This is a genomic window from Novilysobacter erysipheiresistens (genome assembly GCF_036663935.1).
GTDB classification, from domain to species: Bacteria; Pseudomonadota; Gammaproteobacteria; order Xanthomonadales; family Xanthomonadaceae; genus Novilysobacter; species Novilysobacter erysipheiresistens.
This window is the reverse complement of the sequence record NZ_JAXGFP010000003.1, coordinates 222,120-238,024: the sequence shown is the minus strand read 5'-3', so window position 1 is coordinate 238,024 and position 15,905 is coordinate 222,120. Positions and strand designations below refer to the sequence as shown.

Sequence of the window (15,905 nt, the reverse complement as noted above, 5' to 3'; positions counted from 1 at the left end):
AGGGATGCTTCGACCAATCTGCGGATGGATCGCCTTGGCCGCGCTATGGGCCGGCGGCGCCACCGCCGCACAGACGATGCAGCTGACCGAGGCCGAGCAGGCCGCGCTGGACGCCTGTTTCCAGCTCGAAAACGATGCTGCCGTCCCGGTGTGCATCGAAGACCTGCACCTGCCGCTGCCGCCGGAGGGGAGAGAGCTGCTGGCGATGGTCAGCGACACCGGCCTGCAGGCCGCCCATGAGCGCTGGCAACAGGGTTTCGATGCCGCGATGCTCGACCACGCCCGGACACTGGCCGCCCGCGGCGACGCACGCAGCCTGCTGGCGGCGGCGCTGATTATCCCGATCCGCTATGACGAGGTGACCGCGCAACCGCTGCCGGGTCCGGTCGATCCGGCCGTGTGGTTCGACGCCGCCCGCGCGGTGCGTCCCGCCGATCCTCTGGTCGCATGGCTGGAGGCGACCGACTGCGTAGCCCCGAGATTGTCGTGCGACGCCAACGTTGCCATCGCGCGATTGTTGCAGGTCGATGGCGACAACGCCGCCGTGCAGTGGCGGGCGATCAACGCCGCGCTCGATGGCGGCGACGAGATCGCCGCGCGAACCCACTTGCGGCTGGCAGCCCAGGCCGGCCGGTTCCAGCCCTACGCCGGCGAATTGCTGACGCTGCTGCTGGAGTCGCGCAATGCCGCCCCGTTGCCACCGATGGATGCCGACACCGCACAAGCAATGGGGCATATCCATCAGCTTGATCGGCCGGCCACGAACGCGGACATGGTCGCCATGCTGTCCGCCGCGCAATGGGCCGCCACCGCGCTTCCGGCGAGGGCCGGGGTGATGCAGCTGTGCGAGCCCGATCGCCGCGACCCCGACCCGATGCTGCGACAGGACTGCATCGCGTTGCTGGCGAAACTCGCGGCTGACGAGTCGATGGTGATCTTCCCGGCGATCGCGCTGCCGAGGCTGGTTGAGCTCACCCACGGACCGCAGCGAGCGGCCTGGCAGTCACAGCTGCGCGACCACACATGGATCATCGAGCAATATCCGTCCTCATTGGCCGGTGGCGCTGACGCCGACTTCCCGTACCGGGTCGCCGCCGATGGCGAACTCGAGGCGATCCGTCACCAGATGCAGGACAGCGGCATCCCGATCCAGCCACCGGCCGACTGGCTGCCCCGCAACCCGAGGACCCGCGCGCTGGTCACCACCGGCCGCGCACCCGCCAGCTGACCGCCGCCCCGGTTGATCGCCCCGTCACCGCGACGCGGTGTACGCTGCGGCTTCCCCTGCATCGCAAGCCTGATCACTGCCTGGACCGGGAGCGTTGATGAAGACTGTACTGGTGGCCAGTTCCAAGGGTGGCGTCGGCAAGACCACGATCGCCACCCACCTCGCCGCGCAGGCGGCACTCGACGGCTGCAACACCGTCCTGGTCGACGCCGATCCGCAGGGCTCGTCGACGCGCTGGGCGCAGCGCCGCGCCGCGCTCGACAGCGCGGTGCTGCCGCTCGACGGTACCCAGGGCAAGCGCTGGCGCCAGCAACTGCCCGACGGCACCGAGCGGGTCGTCATCGACGCCGCCGCCGGGGCGATGGCCGCTGACCTGGAGCCATTCCTGCAGGCCGCCGACGCGGTGGTGGTGCCGGTGTTGCCCTCGACATTCGACATCGAGGCCAGCGTCGGTTTCCTCGACACCCTCGCGCGCCACCCGCGGGTGCGCCGCGGCGAGCTGCCGGTGGCGCTGGTCGGCAACAAGCTGCGGCCGTGGACCAACGTCTCGCAGCAGACCATCGACCTGCTCAAGCAGTGGCCGTATCCGCTGGTCGCGCAGCTGCGCGACAGCCAGGCCTACGTGGTCCTGGCCGGCATCGGCAAGAGCCTGTTCGACTACCATTCGGCGCAAGTCCGCGAGCACCAGGCCGACTGGCAACCGCTGCTGCGCTGGTTGAAGAAGTAGGCTGAAGAAGACACCCCACCCAAATGCCCGAGGCCCAGCCATGCGCGAACTGATCCTGCTCCGCCACGCCCACGCCGAGACCGCCAGTGCCGGCGAGGCCGACCTCGACCGGCCGTTGTCGGCGGAGGGCCTGGCCGAGGCCGAGGCCGCCGGAAAATGGCTGGCCGAGCAGAAGCTGGTGCCCGACTGCGTGCTGTGTTCGCCGGCGCGGCGTTCACGCGAAACCCTGGAGGCGGTGCTGGGGGTGGTCGGCTACGTCGAGCAGAAGATCGACGACTCGATCTACGAGGCCCAGCCCGGTGCCCTGATCGCGCTGGCCGACGCCCACGCCGATATCGACCGGCTGCTGCTGGTGGGCCACAACCCGGGGCTGGAGCAGCTCGCCGCGCTGATGCACAGCGGCCAGTCGGGCGACTATCGCGGCATGCCGCCGGCCGGGATCGCGGTGCTGAGCATGCCCAAAGACGTGGCGCTGGAACCGGGCGTGGCTCGGCTCAGCGCGTTCTGGTGGCCGTGACGTTCAAGCAGCACTGGCTTGCCTTGGGGGTGGTCGCGGCGCTGGTCTGGCCGCAGGCCGCGCGTTCGCTGGCGTCGCCGGCGCAGATGTCGCCACCGCCCACCAACGGCGTCGAGGCGATCGGCTTCGACCCTGACCACACCCGCTTCGGCTTCGAGTTGCGCACCCGCTGGGGCCAGCGCGTGCAGGGCTGGTTCCCGCAGCATGACGGCGCCCTGCTGAAGCTGCCCGACGGTCGCAACCAGGTGCGGATCCGGCTCGAAACCGGCGCGGTCGAGGTCGAGGGTTCCGAGCGCTGGGCCGAGATCGCCCGCGGCGAGTCGTTCTTCGACGCCGTCCGCTACCCGCTGATCGAGTTCGTTTCCGAGCCGCACCCGCCATCGCTCGGCCACGACGGCGGCAAGCTGCGCGGCAAGCTGACCATGCACGGGGTCAGCCGGATCGAAACCTTCGTCGTCGCCCCCGCCACCTGTTCGCGCCCCGGGGTCGACTGCGACGTGGTCGCCAGCGGCAGCGTCGACCGCGACCAGTACGGCCTCGATGGCTGGAAGCTGGCGATGACCGACACCGTGCGCTTCAACATGCGGGTGCGACTGCAGTCGGAGCGTACCGGCGAGCGCTCCGGGGATTCACCTCGATGAGGTGGTTTCCGCGGCTGGCCGCCGTACTGCTCGCCCTGACCCTGTCCGCCTGCGCCACCCTGTCGCCTCAGGAAGCCGACCGCGCCGTCGCGCTGGCCGAGGCCGCGCGCTCGACCGAACTGGTGTGCGATGCGGTCGACGCCTGCGCGCAGCCGTCGCCGCTGCACCAACTGGCCGGCCAGGCGTTCGCCGAGTCGACCCCGGAACAGCCGCGCCACTACGCGCTGATCCTCGACCACGGCACCAACGCACTGCTGGCGCGGATCAACCTGATCCGCAGCGCGACCACCGCGATCGACCTGCAGACCTACATCTTCGACGAGGACGACGCCGGCCGGCTGGTGCTCGACGAGCTGCTCGCCGCCGCCCGCCGCGGGGTCAAGGTGCGGCTGCTGATGGACCAGCTGGCGGCGCTGCGCCACGTCGACACCCTGGCCGCGCTGGCCGGCGCCCACGCCAACTTCCGGCTCAAGCTGTACAACCCGGTGCTGCGTCGCGCCCGCATCAGCTACCCGCAATACCTGCTGGCCGCCGCCTGCTGCTGGCGCCAGCTTAACCAGCGCATGCATACCAAGGTGTTGCTGGTCGACGGCGGGGTCGGCATCACCGGCGGGCGCAACTATCAGGACGACTATTACGACTGGGACGACGAGTACAACTTCCGCGACCGCGACGTGCTGGTCGCCGGCCCGGTTGCGCGCGCGATGGCCAGCGACTTCGAGCAGTTCTGGACCGATCCGCTCAGCGTGCCGCCGGCGCGGCTGATCGATGTCGGCCAGGCGATCCTAGAAGGCGGCGTGCCGGCGTTGCCGGCGCATGACTTCGAGCGTCCCGCCCGCGCCGCGGCGATGCGCGCCGATGCCGCCGACACCGCGCTGGTCGAACGTCGGCTGGCCGATCGCGCCCTCGCCGTCGGCGAGGTGCGCTACATCTCCGACGGTCCGGCCAAGCACCGGGTCGAGGACGTCGGCAGACGCGTCGGTGCCTCCGAGTCGCTGCGCGGGCTGATCGAATCGGCGGACGAGGAGGTGTTGCTGCAGACGCCGTACCTGGTGCTGTCGGACCCGGCGCAGGAGATGTTCGAGCAGATGCAGCAGCAGCCCGATCCCCCGCGGATCGTGGTATCGACCAACAGCCTGGCCGCGACCGACGCGTTCATCGCCTACGCGCTGTCGTACAAGTACAAGCGCCGCTACCTGCGCGACTTCGGCTTCAACATCTACGAGTACAAGCCGTTCCCGGCCGACGCGCCGATCGAGCTGGCGGCGACCGGCGCGTTCGTGCCCGAGTACGTGCCCGCGCCCGAGCCGACGCCGGAACAGCGCCGGCAGGAGCGCGATCGCGACAGCGCGTTGCGGTCCGCGCGCTACCGCCGACCATTGCGCTCCGAGTACGGCGCCACCCGCTACCTGCGCCGCGCCGCCAACGAGCCGGTGCCGCTCAAACGCGCCGGCGTGCGCGTCGGCCTGCATGCCAAGTCGCTGGTGATCGACGGCCGGATCGGCGTGGTCGGCACCCACAACTTCGACCCGCGCGGCGACCACTACAACACCGAGAGCGCACTGGTGATCGAGGACGAGGCGTTCGCCCAGGCGCTGGAGACGAGCATCCGCCGCGACATCTCAGCCCGGCCAACTCGTGGACAATCGCGCCGCGCGACAAGGCGCCGGTGTTGTGGGGGCTGGAGTACTCGCTGGCCAAGGCCTCCGAGCTGCTGCCGATCTTCGACCTGTGGCCGGTGCGCTACGCCACCAGCTACGAATACGTGCCCGGGCCGCAATGCCCCGAGCCGCTGCCGCCGGACGACCCCGGCTTCCGCGACTGCTACCGCCCGGTCGGCGACTTCCCGGGCGTCAACATGGCGGTCAAGGGCTTGCCGACCCGGTTGTTCACCGCCTTCGGCGCCGGCCTCGCCCCGATCCTGTAGGCGATCCCTGTCCCCCCAAGGGGACTTTCCTGCGAAACCCTGCGCCCGGGCGATCGCGGCCCTGCCGTCGGTCATGGCAACCGCACGCCCCCGCCGCCCATCCCATCCGGAGCCGGTGTCGCTGGTCTGCCACCCCTGTCTTCGGTGGGGTGACTTCTGGCCCATGTAATACGGCTATGGTGTTGTACTTTACCAACACACCGATCCACCAACTCCCCCGACCGCAGGAACCCGCCATGAACGCCTACTCCACCGCCGCCAACCGCAACCCGTCCGCCGTCGCCAACGCGACCGCCCGCCAGTACGTATCCGCCACCAGCCCGTCCCGCCCGCCGCACCGCCAGCGCGACTTCGGCGTCGGCTACGGCACCAGCAGCGGCTACGCCAGCAACCGCAGCTACGTCTCCCGCAACGTCACCCCGCTGTTCCGCTGTGTCTGAGGCGCGCCGCCCGGGCCGAGCCGCGGCCCACCACGCGCATTCCGACATCGTCGTAGTCCAGTCCCGCCCGGAATCGTCCCGCTGATCCTCTCCGTCAGCCGGCCGGTTCCGGGTTTTCTTTTCTGGCGGCGGGGCGCATCCCTCGACTATCGTGGCCGGATGACCAAATCCGCCGCTCCCGCTTCGCCGTTCCGCCGCCCGACCACTGTCGAGCGCCTCAACCAGCTCTCGCGCGGCACCGCGATGGAGCCGCTGGGGATCGTCTTCACCGAGATCGGGCCCGACTTCGTGCGCGGCACCATGCCGGTCGACGAGCGTACCCGCCAGCCCTACGGCCTGCTCCACGGCGGCGCCTCGGTGCTGCTGGCGGAAACCCTCGGCAGCAGCGCCGGCAACCTGTGCGTGCCCGACGGCAAGGTCTGCGTCGGCATCGAGATCAACGCCAACCACGTGCGCGCGGCGCGCGACGGCGTGGTCACCGGCACCGCCCGACCGGTGCATGTCGGCGGTCGCACCCAGGTCTGGGAGATCCGGATCGAGGACGCCGCCGGCGAACTGGTATGCATCTCGCGGCTGACCCTGGCGGTGATCAGCGCGCGCTGAGGCAGCGCGGTGTACGGGCTCTTGTAGGAGCGGCTTCAGCCGCGATCTGAAACCGTTCGCCCGCGCCCGCTTCAGATCGCGGCTGAAGCCGCTCCTACATGGGCGTCGAAAGTGATCGGCTCCCATCCAGCAGCCGCTGCGCAATCCACCGTTCGGCAAATCCATCCAGCCGGGCGTTCTCGATGAAGCCGCAATGGCCGCCCCACGGCGATACGTCCAGCCGCGTCGACGCCGGCAACTGCAAGTTGGCGAAATCGTCGAACGGAATCACCGGGTCGTCGGCCGCCATCAGGATGTCGGTCGGCACCTGCAGCGTGGCCAGGCGGTCGCCGGCGATCGAGTAGCCGTCGAAATAGTTCTCGATCGTGCCGAAATCGGTGTGGCGCTCGACCAGCCACTGGGTCAGCGGCCGCAGGCGCTGGGCGAGCACGCGGTCGTCGAAGTCGTGGCGGCCCGGGAACAGCGCCCTTTTCCGCGCCAGCGAGCGGCGCCACTTGCGCTCGAAGTGCCACAGGTAGACCGGCAAGCCGGCCTCCATCGCGGCCATCGTGCGCGCCGGGTCGATCACCGGGCAGACCGCGGCGACATGCGCCAGCGCCAGCCCCGCGGCCGGCGCGCGCAGCGCCAGCCGCAACGCGAAGTTGCCGCCCAGCGAGTAGCCGGCCACCACCATCGGCCGCAGCGGGAAGCGGCGGGCGACATCCTTCGCCGCCAGCACCACCTCGTCGATCCGGCAGGAGTGGAAGATCTCTTCGTTGAGGTGGTGGGTGTTGCCGTGGTCGCGGAAATTGAGCCGGAACACCTCGAACCCGGCGGCCAGCAGCCGCGCCGCGGTCAGCCGCATGTAGCTCGATTCGACGCTGCCTTCCCAGCCGTGCAGCAGCAGCGCCAGCCCGCGCGGCTGCACGCCCGGCAGCGCGCTGTGCAAACCCTGCAGGCGCACGCCGTCGCCGCCGTCGAGCAGGTGTTCGGTGGTGGTGGGATGCAGTGCCGCCAGCTGGCGCTCGCCGAGGCGCCGGCGCAGCTCGCTGGAACCCAGCGCCGACTGCAGGTGTGGACTGCGCAGCCAGCGCGGCGGGCGATAGTCGGCGGCGGTCAGGCCTGCCTCGGCCAGACCCGCATCGGCCAAACCCGCGTCGACCAAACCCAGGCCGCCATCGCTGTTCAACGGGCCATCGCCTCGATGATGCGGTTGCGCGCGAGCTCGGCGATCCGGCGCCGGCCCTCGGCGTCGCCCGGACCGATCGGGTCGAGGAAGTGGACCTCGGCGATCCGCCCCGGCTCGCCGAGCAGGCGCACGAAGTTGCCGAGGAACCCCTCGCCGCGGGCGAACGCGACCACCGTCTGCGCCGACCCGCCCGCGCCATAGCGCAGCGCGACCGGCTGCACCGGCACCCCGGCCTCGACCGCGGCCAGGAAGATCCGCGCGTGGAACGGCCCGATCTCGCCGCCGCCGCGGGTGCCGCCTTCCGGGAACACCCCGACCGAGCGGCCGCTGCGCAGCCGGCCGAGCATCTCGTGCAGCACCCCGCCGAGCGACTCGGTACTGCCGCGGGCGTGGAAGATCGTCTCCGCGCGCCCGGCCATCCAGCCGATCACCGGCCAGCGCTGGATCTCGCGCTTGGCGACGAAGCCCATCATCCGCTGGCTGTGCAGCGCCTCGATGTCGATCCAGCTGACGTGGTTGGCGACGAACATGGCCGCCCCCGGCAGCGGCGTGCCGACCCGCCGCATGCGGAAGCCGAACACCCGCATCAGCCCCGACGACCACGCCCGGATCAGGCGATGGTCGAGGCGTTCGCCACCGACCATCCGGCCGTGGCTGAGCGGCATCAGCAACAGCACCACCGGCAGGTCGACCAGCACGTGCCACAACAGCATCGGCACCCGATACAAGTAGCGCAGGCCGCGCATCAGCGGCGCCGGATGCGTGGTGACGCCGGTGAGGGAGGGCGGCGGTGGAGTCATCGCTGCGATCATACCGAAGCCGCGCGACGCCAATGCCTGCAATGCGCATCCGCGCAGCCCGCGCGCCGCCGGCCTCATCCGGGCGCGGCCGCTACAATGGCCGGCCGTGTCCCACTCCGAGCAGTCCATGTACGAACCGATCATCGACGCCCTGCGCCGTGGCGCCGCCGACGAGGCGCTGGCCGCCGCCCGCGAGGCGACCACCGACCGACCACACGACCCGGTCGCGCAGCGCCTGCTGGCCGGCGCGCTGCGCCTGCGCGGCGACCGCGACGGTGCGCTCGCGGCGATCGATGCGGCCATCGCACTGGCCCCGGACGACGCCAACCTGCACTTGGACCGCGCCGGCCTGCTGTTGCATGCGCGCCAGCTCGACCAGGCCGAAACCGCACTGGCCCGGAGCATCGGACTCGATCCCAACCAGTTCCCCGCCTACATCCTGCAGGCCCAGCTCGCGCTCGGCCGCGGCGACCTCGACGAGGCCGCGCGGCTGATCCGCACCGCCGCTCGCATCGCCCCGCAGCACCCGCAGATCGCCGCGCTCGAAGGCAGCCTGGCGCTGCGCAGCGGCGACGGCGACCGCGCGCTGGCGATCCTCAGCCAGGCCGACGCGCGCTTCCCCGACGAACCGGTCCTGCGCCACGCGCTCGCCTTCGCCTACGTCGCCAAGGGCCACCTCGCGTTTGCCGAGCAGGCGTTCCGCAAACTGCTCGAAAACGACCCCGACTCGCTGCCGTTGCGCGCGCTGATCGCCGACCTGGTCTGCCGCCAGGGCCGCGCCGCCGATGCCGCGACCGAACTGGCGCCAGTGCTCGACAATCCTGCGGCGACCCCGGCGCTACGCCGCATGCTCGGCGAGATCGAACTGCAGGCCGGCCACAACGAGCGCGCCGTCGAACTGCTGCGCGAGGCGCTGATCGCCCAGCCGGGCGACCGCCGCGCGATCGTCGCCGCGACCGAGGCCTGGCGCCGGCTCGACGACGCCGACGGCGCCCGCGCCACGCTCGACCCGCTGCTCGCCGAGCACCCGCAATACCTCGACCTGTGGCGCGCGCGGCTGGCGTTCGAGACCTTCGCCGGCGATGCCGCGCGCGAAGTGATCGCGCGCTGGCGCGCCGCGCAACCCGATTCGATCGCGGCGATGCAGGCGCAGATCGCGGTCCACGACGTCGCCGGCGAGTCCGACCAGGCCGAAGCGCTGGCGCGGCGGATCGTCGAACTGCAACCGGGCCATCCGCAAGCCGAGTTGCGGATCGTCGACGGCCTGCTCGCGCGCGACCCGGCTGCCGCGATCAGCCACGTCGAAGGCCTGATCGCCAAGGCCGATGGAGAGCTCGCCAAGCGTCAGCTGCGGCAACTGCTGGGCGTCGTCCTCGGCGCCGCCGGCCGGCACGCCGAGGCGGTCGCCACCTGGGCTGCGCTGAACGCCGAAGTGGTGTCGCAGCGCCTGCCGTTGCCGCCGACCAGCGCCAAGCGCAGCGACTGGCCGGAACTGGCCATCCCCGAGCCCGGTGCGCCGCCGATGGTGTTGCTGTGGGGCGCGCCGGGTTCGCTGGTGGAGCGGCTGGCGGCGACCCTGAGCGACGCCGGCGCACCGCTGCGCAGCGACCGCTTCGGGCCGCGCCCGCCGGCCGACCTGTTCCAGCGCTACCTCACCGTCGATGCGTTGACCGGCGGTTCCGCCGATCCGGCGGCGCTGGTCGCCGAGTGGCGCGCCGCGCTGCCGACGCGCGGCATCCGCGACGGCCAGCAGATCTTCGACTGGCTGCTGTGGTGGGACAACGCCGCCTTGCTGGCGCTGCGCCCGCACCTGCCCGAGGCGGAGCTGCTGATCGCCGTGCGCGACCCGCGCGACATGCTGCTCGACTGGCTCGCCTGCGGCACTCCGGCGCCGTTCGCGCTGGAGTCGCCCGAGGCCGGCGCGCAGTGGCTGGCGCGCGTCCTCGACCAGGTCGCCGACCTGCACGAAGACGACCTGATGCCGCACCGGCTGTTGCGCATGGACGGGATTTCCGACGACCCGGCCGGCATCGCCCAAGCCCTTGCCGAAGCCCTGAAGGCCCGCGTGCCGGCGGTTCCGCACGCCCGCTTCGGTGGCCGTCGCTTCGCCGCCGGGCACTGGCGCGTCTATGCCGAGCCTTTGGCCGCGGCGTTCGAGGCGCTGCACCCGGTTGCCCGCCGCCTCGGCTACGCCGACGCCTGAGTCACGCCCGTCTGGCAGACTCCGCGTGTCCCCCACGCGGAGTCCTCCGATGCGCATCCACAGCACCAGCTTCGATCACGGCGGCGCGATCCCGGCCGAGTTCGCCCTCGGCGTTCGCGATGGCGACGCGGTCGGCTTCGGCCGCAACCGCAACCCGCAACTGGGCTGGGACGACGCACCCGCCGGCACCCGCTCGTTCGCGCTGCTGTGCATCGACACCGACGCCCCGACCGTGGCCGAAATGGTCAACAAGGACGGCGTCGAGATCCCGGTCGCGCAACCACGCACCGAGTTCTGCCACTGGGTGATGGTCGACATCCCCGCGGAGCTGCGCGAAATCCCGACAGGTAGCTGCAGCGACGGCGTCACCGCGCACGGCAAGCGCGACCCCGTCGGCCCGGCCGGCGCACGGCAGGGCCTCAACGACTACACCGGCTGGTTCGCCGGCGACGACGCGCTCGCGGGTGACTGGTTCGGCTACGACGGCCCGTTCCCGCCGCCGAACGACCTGCGACTGCATCGCTACTTTTTCCGGCTGTTCGCGCTCGACGTCGCGCGCCTCGACGTGCCCGACCGCTTCACCGCCGCCGACGTGCTGCGCGCGATCCACGGCCACGTGCTGGCCGAGGCACTCGTCCACGGCAGCTATTCGCTGCACCCCGCGGTCGCGCGCTGAGCCGGGGCAGCGCTCACTGCGCCGGCGCGATCTCCGACTCGACCACCATGTCGAGCACGTAGGCGACCGACGAGGCGTCCGCCGGCACCGGGTCACGGGTGAATTTCTTCAACCGCAGTACCTTGCGCTCGCCGGCGACGAACTCGAAGCCCTCGATCTCCCCGTACAGCGGCTGCCACTCGCCTGGCGGCTGCTTGATGCCGTTGTCGGCATAGCGGATCTCGCGCACCTGCAGGCACTGGTGGTCCGGGATCAGCGGATGGTTGCAGGCCGCGCGCTGCGGCGCGACCTCCAGGAACACGGTCTCGCCGGGGCCGCCGTAGCGGGTCTCGGCGGTCGCCTCGCCGACCCAGGTCGAGCTGCCGCCGTCGGCCGACTCCAGTTTCAACCGCGGCGGTGCGGTCTCCTCGATCCGCGGCAGCAGCGGCTGCGCCAGCAGTTCACCAATCGCCTTGTCGGCCTGCATCAGCGACGCCGCGCAGGCCTTCATCGTCGAGTTCAACCGGCCGATCTGCAGTCGTCCCTGCGCATCGACCTCGTAGCTGCCGCCGATGTGGTTGCAGCCGCCGGACACGCCGACGCGGCCGTCCTCGAACGCCAGCGTCAGCGCTCGGTCGTAGGACGGGAACAACGCTTCGATGCGTTGGCCCTCGGCATCGGTCGCGGCCTGCAGGTGCCACGTCTGGCCGCCGAGCATGTGGCTGCCCGGGCCGGGACCGGCGGTGTCGTTGTTCTCCGGCGGTGGCATCGGAGCGGTCGGTTCCGTCGCTGGCGCGCGCTCGCCCGCGGCGCAGGCGGCGAGTGCCAGCGGCAGCAACAGGGCCAGGATGGTGGTCGTGGGGCGGATATTCATTGGGCGAGTGGCCATGGGATCTCCTCGGGGAGCCCATGTAAACGCACCAACCGTGCGGATGGGGTTACGCCTCAGCCGCCGCCCGGCAGCCACAACAACAGCGCCATGCCCAGCACCAGGCGGTACACCGCGAACACCGTGAAGCGGTGGCTCTGGATGTAGCGCAGCAGCCATTTCACCGCGACGAACGCGGTCACCGCCGAGGCCACGAACGCCACTGAAAGCTCGGCCCAGTCGACCCCGCCCAGTCCGCCTTGCAGATACAACGACAGCACCTCGTAACCGGTCGCGGCGAACATCGTCGGGATCCCGACCAGGAACGCGAACTCGGTCGCCGCCGCGCGGTTGGTGGTGCCCGCCAGCAACGCCACGAAGATCGTCGCCGCCGAACGCGAGGTGCCCGGGAACACCCCGGCCACGACCTGGGCGATACCGACCAGCACCGCCACCGTCCAGGTGATCGCGGTGCGTTCGCCGAGTTTCTCGGCACGGCGCGCGGCGAGGTGCTCGGCGACCAGCATCCACACCGCGCCGATCACCAGCGCCCACGCGATCGGCGTGATATCGGTCGGCAGCTCCCAGCCCAGCGCCTTGACCAGCAGCCCGCCGACGCAGGTCACCGCGAACGCCGCCATCAGCTTGAACGCGTAATCGCGCGACTGCGCAGGCGTCGCGGTGATCCCCAGCGGGTCGTACTCGGCCGGCGCGTCGTGGCCGGCGAACGCGACCGCCATGCCCCACAGCCGCTTGCGATAGATCAGCACCACCGCGCCGATCGCGCCGGCCTGGATCGCAATGTTGAACAAGGCGCTGCGCGCGCCGAGCCAGTGCTGGGCGATCAGCAGGTGGCCGGTGCTGGAGATCGGCAGAAATTCGGTGATGCCTTCGATGATGCCGAGCAGCAGCGCGGCGAGCAGGTCGAACATGTGGGGCCCGGAAGGAGGAAGCGGAACGCCGCAGATTGCCGGGGAGAATACCCGGTTGGCGTGAAGCACCAATATGGTGCGAGTGTGCGGCAATCGCACCAGGATGGCGCTTGGGGCTCGGAGCCGGGCGAACCGTGCTTATGGAAATCAATCGCTTGCCCGACAGTCGCAGTTGGCACGCGGCTTGCTCTTATCTCGTTGAGCTTCTCATCCTCACCCAGCGAGCCTGCGCCCATGTCCCTCGAGTCCGTCGAAAAACTCATCAACGACCACAAGGTCGAATTCATCGATTTGCGCTTTGCCGACATGCGCGGCGTGCAGCACCACGTGACCTTCCCGGCCTCGATCGCCGACGACTCGCTGTTCGAGGACGGCAAGATGTTCGACGGCTCCTCGATCCATGGCTGGAAGGGCATCCAGGACTCCGACATGGTCCTCCTGCCCGACGCCAGCACCGCGTTCCTCGACCCGTTCACCGCCGACCCGACCCTGGTGCTGACCTGCGACATCCTCGACCCGGCGACGATGCAGGCCTACTCGCGCGACCCGCGCGGCATTGCCAAGCGCGCCGAGGCGTTCCTCAAGTCCAGCGGCATCGCCGACCAGGCGTTCTTCGGCCCCGAGCCGGAGTTTTTCATCTTCGATTCGGTGCGCTACGCCAACGAGATGGGCCACACCTTCTTCCACGTCGACTCCGAAGAGGCCGCGTGGAATTCCGGCCGCGAGTACGAGGGCGGCAACACCGGCTACCGGCCGGGCGTGAAGGGCGGCTATTTCCCGGTCGCGCCGCTGGACTCGCTGCACGACATCCGCGCCGAGATGTGCAAGACCCTGACCTCGCTCGGCATCGAGGTCGAAGTCCACCACCACGAAGTCGCCAACGCCGGCCAGTGCGAGATCGGCACCAAGTTCAACTCGCTGACCAAGAAGGCCGACGAGCTGCTGACGATGAAGTACGTGATCAAGAACGTCGCCCATCGCAACGGCAAGACCGCGACCTTCATGCCCAAGCCGATCGTCGGCGACAACGGCAGCGGCATGCACGTGCACCAGAGCCTCGCCAAGGGCGGCAACAACCTGTTCTCCGGCGACGGCTACGGCGGCCTGAGCCAGATGGCGCTGTGGTACATCGGCGGCATCTTCAAGCACGCCCGCGCGATCAACGCGTTCGCCAACTCGACCACCAACAGCTACAAGCGGCTGGTGCCGGGCTTCGAGGCGCCGGTGATGCTGGCGTACTCGGCGAGCAACCGTTCTGCGTCGTGCCGCATTCCCTATGTCGCCAACCCGAAGGCGCGCCGCATCGAGATGCGCTTCCCGGACCCGATGAACTCCGGCTACCTGATCTTCTCGGCGCTGATGATGGCCGGCCTCGACGGCATCAAGAACCAGATCGACCCCGGTGCGCCGAGCGACAAGGACCTGTACGACCTGCCGCCGGAGGAGGAGAAGAACATCCCGACGGTTTGCCACAGCCTCGACCAGGCGCTGGAGTGCCTCGACAAGGACCGCGACTTCCTCAAGGCCGGCGGCGTGTTCACCGACGACTTCATCGACGCCTACATCGCGCTGAAGATGAAGGAAGTCACCGCTTTCCGCGCCGCGACCCACCCGCTGGAATACCAGATGTACTACGCGATCTAGTCGCGGCGGTTCGCACCGCGTCGCAACCCAACGGCCCGGGGATTCCCGGGCCGTTCTCGTTTGTCCCCCTGTAGGAGCGGCTTCAGCCGCGACCCTGAAACCGTCCGCCTCCGTCCAACGCGCATCCGCCATCGCCCGTCCGTGGCCTGCGATGCCATCCCGAGAATCCGCGCCGGGCGACTGCGCCGGTTCCGGCGGGAGCGGCGCCTCGACCGGAGATTGCCGACCGGTTCGATCGGCCATCCATGGCCGACTCACCGGCCGCGGCCATCCATGGCCGCTCCGGCCACATCCGGCCGAGCCACCGCATCGGCGGTTGGGTTGGCATCGCGTGGTCAAACACATCCAGACGCTTCTGTAGGAGCGACGTAAGTCGCGACCCACTGACAACCATTCGCCGCGTGGACTTGCAGTGCTAAGGCGTACCCGCGTATCCGGGCCGGGCGCCAAGCGTCTCGATCAGAGTCGCCACCGGGTCGTCGGTCTGCGCGAGCTTCTTCTCGAACACCTTGTTGCGGTGGTATTCGAGGTATTGGTTCTGCTGCTGGGTGAAAGCGCCACACTTGCGCCCCGAATGCACCGAGAAGCCGATCCGCTTCACCACATCGCTGGGCAGCAACTGCGAAGGAACTAGCGTGCCCTTGTCCTCGAAGGTGATCCAGCCGTGATCAAACAGCAGATCGGCTGTGGGTGTCAGGAGCAATCCGTTGTGGCCATCCACCCGTTCCGCCGCGGTCCCGCACTCGGACCATGGCTTGATATGGCTGGCGCGCAGGAAGCGCAGGTCGCGCACGCCGGTAAGGCGACATTCCTTCTCGACGCCGATCAGGCGGCGGCGGAACAGCGACTGCTTCTTGCGAACTTCGCTGAGCCGAAGCGCGACAGTGCTCCCGAGCGCCAGTTCTTCATTGGCGGCCTCGCCCACCTGCGTGGCTTCGAACGGCGTGACTTCATGCAGGATCGGTCGCAGCGGAAACACGATCGCCGTGCGCAGATCTCCGCGGGTGTCCGGCACGCCGGGCTTCTCATAGGGTTGTCCCGCGAGTTGGAACTCGCCAAGAAAACGATAGGGGCGCCCCTTGCCCATCATCTGGAACAGCAACAGCACTTTGCCCTCGACATCGTGGCGAAGGATCGCGCGGTTGCCGCCGCTGTATGTCATGTCCCCGACCTGCCCCTCACCAAAGTAGTGAAGAACACCGTCGTCATCCCAGAAGTCGTGGTATCCGTGCGTCGCACCGGCCTCGCCGGTGAACAGGATCACGACCGGCGCATCCCTCGGCGTCGAAATGCCGCCTTGTCGCTGTCCACCAAAACGAGCGTGAATCTCGTCACGGCGGTGGTATAGCGCTCCAACCTTGAAAGGGACGTTGACCAATACGGCTCCAGCATTGGACGAAGGAGCCCGATCCCTAGGCAACGTGCCGCGCCAGGATATGTCGCCAATGCACGCCACGCCAAACCGTTGCGGGCCCGCCCATCCCAACAACGCCGTGCCACCCAAACTCCGAAGGGCGGTGCTCCGGCTGGGTGCTTCCGAAGCGGCCATGGA

At 69.8% G+C, this 15,905-nt stretch carries 14 protein-coding genes and 1 pseudogene; 10 read left to right on the top strand and 5 right to left on the bottom strand.

What is annotated here, in order from left to right:
• Positions 1-4 precede the first annotated feature (4 nt).
• From SNE34_RS07155 to SNE34_RS07125, 7 genes and pseudogenes are all read left to right on the top strand, one after another.
• Positions 5-1,228 (top strand): hypothetical protein, encoded by a 1,224-nt coding sequence (locus tag SNE34_RS07155; protein WP_332616088.1) that lies wholly within the window; start codon positions 5-7, stop codon positions 1,226-1,228.
• A gap of 97 nt (positions 1,229-1,325) precedes the next feature.
• On the top strand, positions 1,326-1,955 hold the full coding sequence (locus SNE34_RS07150) for a ParA family protein (RefSeq protein ID WP_332616086.1): 630 nt from the start codon (positions 1,326-1,328) through the stop codon (positions 1,953-1,955).
• 40 nt (positions 1,956-1,995) lie between these two features.
• The gene (locus SNE34_RS07145; RefSeq protein ID WP_332616084.1) at positions 1,996-2,472 is read left to right on the top strand and encodes a SixA phosphatase family protein; all 477 of its coding nucleotides are present in this window, start codon (positions 1,996-1,998) and stop codon (positions 2,470-2,472) included.
• A complete protein-coding gene (locus SNE34_RS07140; protein WP_332616083.1) occupies positions 2,463-3,113 on the top strand; it encodes a YceI family protein in 651 nt (216 codons plus the stop codon). Before SNE34_RS07145 ends, SNE34_RS07140 begins: the two co-directional genes overlap by 10 nt.
• Positions 3,110-5,040, top strand: a pseudogene (locus SNE34_RS07135) (phospholipase D family protein). Before SNE34_RS07140 ends, SNE34_RS07135 begins: the two are co-directional and overlap by 4 nt.
• Positions 5,041-5,276: 236 nt before the next feature.
• On the top strand, positions 5,277-5,480 hold the full coding sequence (locus SNE34_RS07130) for a hypothetical protein (protein WP_332616082.1): 204 nt from the start codon (positions 5,277-5,279) through the stop codon (positions 5,478-5,480).
• 159 nt (positions 5,481-5,639) lie between these two features.
• Positions 5,640-6,083 carry a hotdog fold thioesterase gene (locus tag SNE34_RS07125; RefSeq protein WP_425604473.1) on the top strand — a complete coding sequence of 148 codons (444 nt, stop codon included), beginning with the start codon at positions 5,640-5,642 and terminating at the stop codon, positions 6,081-6,083.
• Positions 6,084-6,177: 94 nt separating this feature from the next.
• Here SNE34_RS07125 and SNE34_RS07120 read toward each other — a convergent pair whose 3' ends face one another.
• Both SNE34_RS07120 and SNE34_RS07115 read right to left on the bottom strand, forming a co-directional pair.
• Positions 6,178-7,182, bottom strand: coding sequence for a YheT family hydrolase (locus SNE34_RS07120; protein WP_332616512.1), 1,005 nt, complete (start codon positions 7,180-7,182; stop codon positions 6,178-6,180).
• A gap of 65 nt (positions 7,183-7,247) precedes the next feature.
• The gene (locus SNE34_RS07115; protein ID WP_332616081.1) at positions 7,248-8,051 is read right to left on the bottom strand and encodes a lysophospholipid acyltransferase family protein; all 804 of its coding nucleotides are present in this window, start codon (positions 8,049-8,051) and stop codon (positions 7,248-7,250) included.
• Positions 8,052-8,157: 106 nt separating this feature from the next.
• On the opposite strand from SNE34_RS07115, the gene SNE34_RS07110 reads away from it, so the two are divergent.
• Both SNE34_RS07110 and SNE34_RS07105 read left to right on the top strand, forming a co-directional pair.
• Positions 8,158-10,254: a tetratricopeptide repeat protein gene (locus SNE34_RS07110; RefSeq protein ID WP_425604472.1), complete on the top strand. Its 2,097-nt coding sequence runs from the start codon at positions 8,158-8,160 to the stop codon at positions 10,252-10,254.
• Positions 10,255-10,303: 49 nt separating this feature from the next.
• On the top strand, positions 10,304-10,930 hold the full coding sequence (locus SNE34_RS07105; RefSeq protein ID WP_332616079.1) for a YbhB/YbcL family Raf kinase inhibitor-like protein: 627 nt from the start codon (positions 10,304-10,306) through the stop codon (positions 10,928-10,930).
• 13 nt (positions 10,931-10,943) lie between these two features.
• Here the strand turns inward: SNE34_RS07105 and SNE34_RS07100 are convergent, their stop codons facing one another.
• Positions 10,944-11,798, bottom strand: a complete 855-nt coding sequence (locus SNE34_RS07100) for an META and DUF4377 domain-containing protein (RefSeq protein WP_332616077.1) — start codon at positions 11,796-11,798, stop codon at positions 10,944-10,946.
• A 56-nt stretch (positions 11,799-11,854) separates the two neighbouring features.
• On the bottom strand, positions 11,855-12,709 hold the full coding sequence (locus tag SNE34_RS07095; protein WP_332616075.1) for an undecaprenyl-diphosphate phosphatase: 855 nt from the start codon (positions 12,707-12,709) through the stop codon (positions 11,855-11,857).
• 234 nt (positions 12,710-12,943) lie between these two features.
• Here SNE34_RS07095 and glnA point away from each other — a divergent pair, with 234 nt between their 5' ends.
• Positions 12,944-14,353: a type I glutamate--ammonia ligase gene (gene glnA, locus SNE34_RS07090; RefSeq protein ID WP_332616074.1), complete on the top strand. Its 1,410-nt coding sequence runs from the start codon at positions 12,944-12,946 to the stop codon at positions 14,351-14,353.
• A gap of 415 nt (positions 14,354-14,768) precedes the next feature.
• On the opposite strand, the gene SNE34_RS07085 is transcribed toward glnA, so the two are convergent.
• A complete protein-coding gene (locus SNE34_RS07085; RefSeq protein ID WP_486651781.1) occupies positions 14,769-15,902 on the bottom strand; it encodes an HNH endonuclease in 1,134 nt (377 codons plus the stop codon).
• Positions 15,903-15,905: the final 3 nt, after the last annotated feature.

Coding starts and splice junctions, on each gene's coding strand:
- SNE34_RS07155 (WP_332616088.1), top strand. CDS start 5: ATGCTTCGACCAATCTGCGGATGGATCGCCTTGGCCGCGCTATGGGCC.
- SNE34_RS07150 (WP_332616086.1), top strand. CDS start 1,326: ATGAAGACTGTACTGGTGGCCAGTTCCAAGGGTGGCGTCGGCAAGACC.
- SNE34_RS07145 (WP_332616084.1), top strand. CDS start 1,996: ATGCGCGAACTGATCCTGCTCCGCCACGCCCACGCCGAGACCGCCAGT.
- SNE34_RS07130 (WP_332616082.1), top strand. CDS start 5,277: ATGAACGCCTACTCCACCGCCGCCAACCGCAACCCGTCCGCCGTCGCC.
- SNE34_RS07125 (WP_425604473.1), top strand. CDS start 5,640: ATGACCAAATCCGCCGCTCCCGCTTCGCCGTTCCGCCGCCCGACCACT.
- SNE34_RS07115 (WP_332616081.1), bottom strand. CDS start 8,051: ATGACTCCACCGCCGCCCTCCCTCACCGGCGTCACCACGCATCCGGCG.
- SNE34_RS07105 (WP_332616079.1), top strand. CDS start 10,304: ATGCGCATCCACAGCACCAGCTTCGATCACGGCGGCGCGATCCCGGCC.
- SNE34_RS07100 (WP_332616077.1), bottom strand. CDS start 11,798: ATGGCCACTCGCCCAATGAATATCCGCCCCACGACCACCATCCTGGCC.
- SNE34_RS07095 (WP_332616075.1), bottom strand. CDS start 12,709: ATGTTCGACCTGCTCGCCGCGCTGCTGCTCGGCATCATCGAAGGCATC.
- glnA (WP_332616074.1), top strand. CDS start 12,944: ATGTCCCTCGAGTCCGTCGAAAAACTCATCAACGACCACAAGGTCGAA.
- SNE34_RS07085 (WP_486651781.1), bottom strand. CDS start 15,902: ATGGCCGCTTCGGAAGCACCCAGCCGGAGCACCGCCCTTCGGAGTTTG.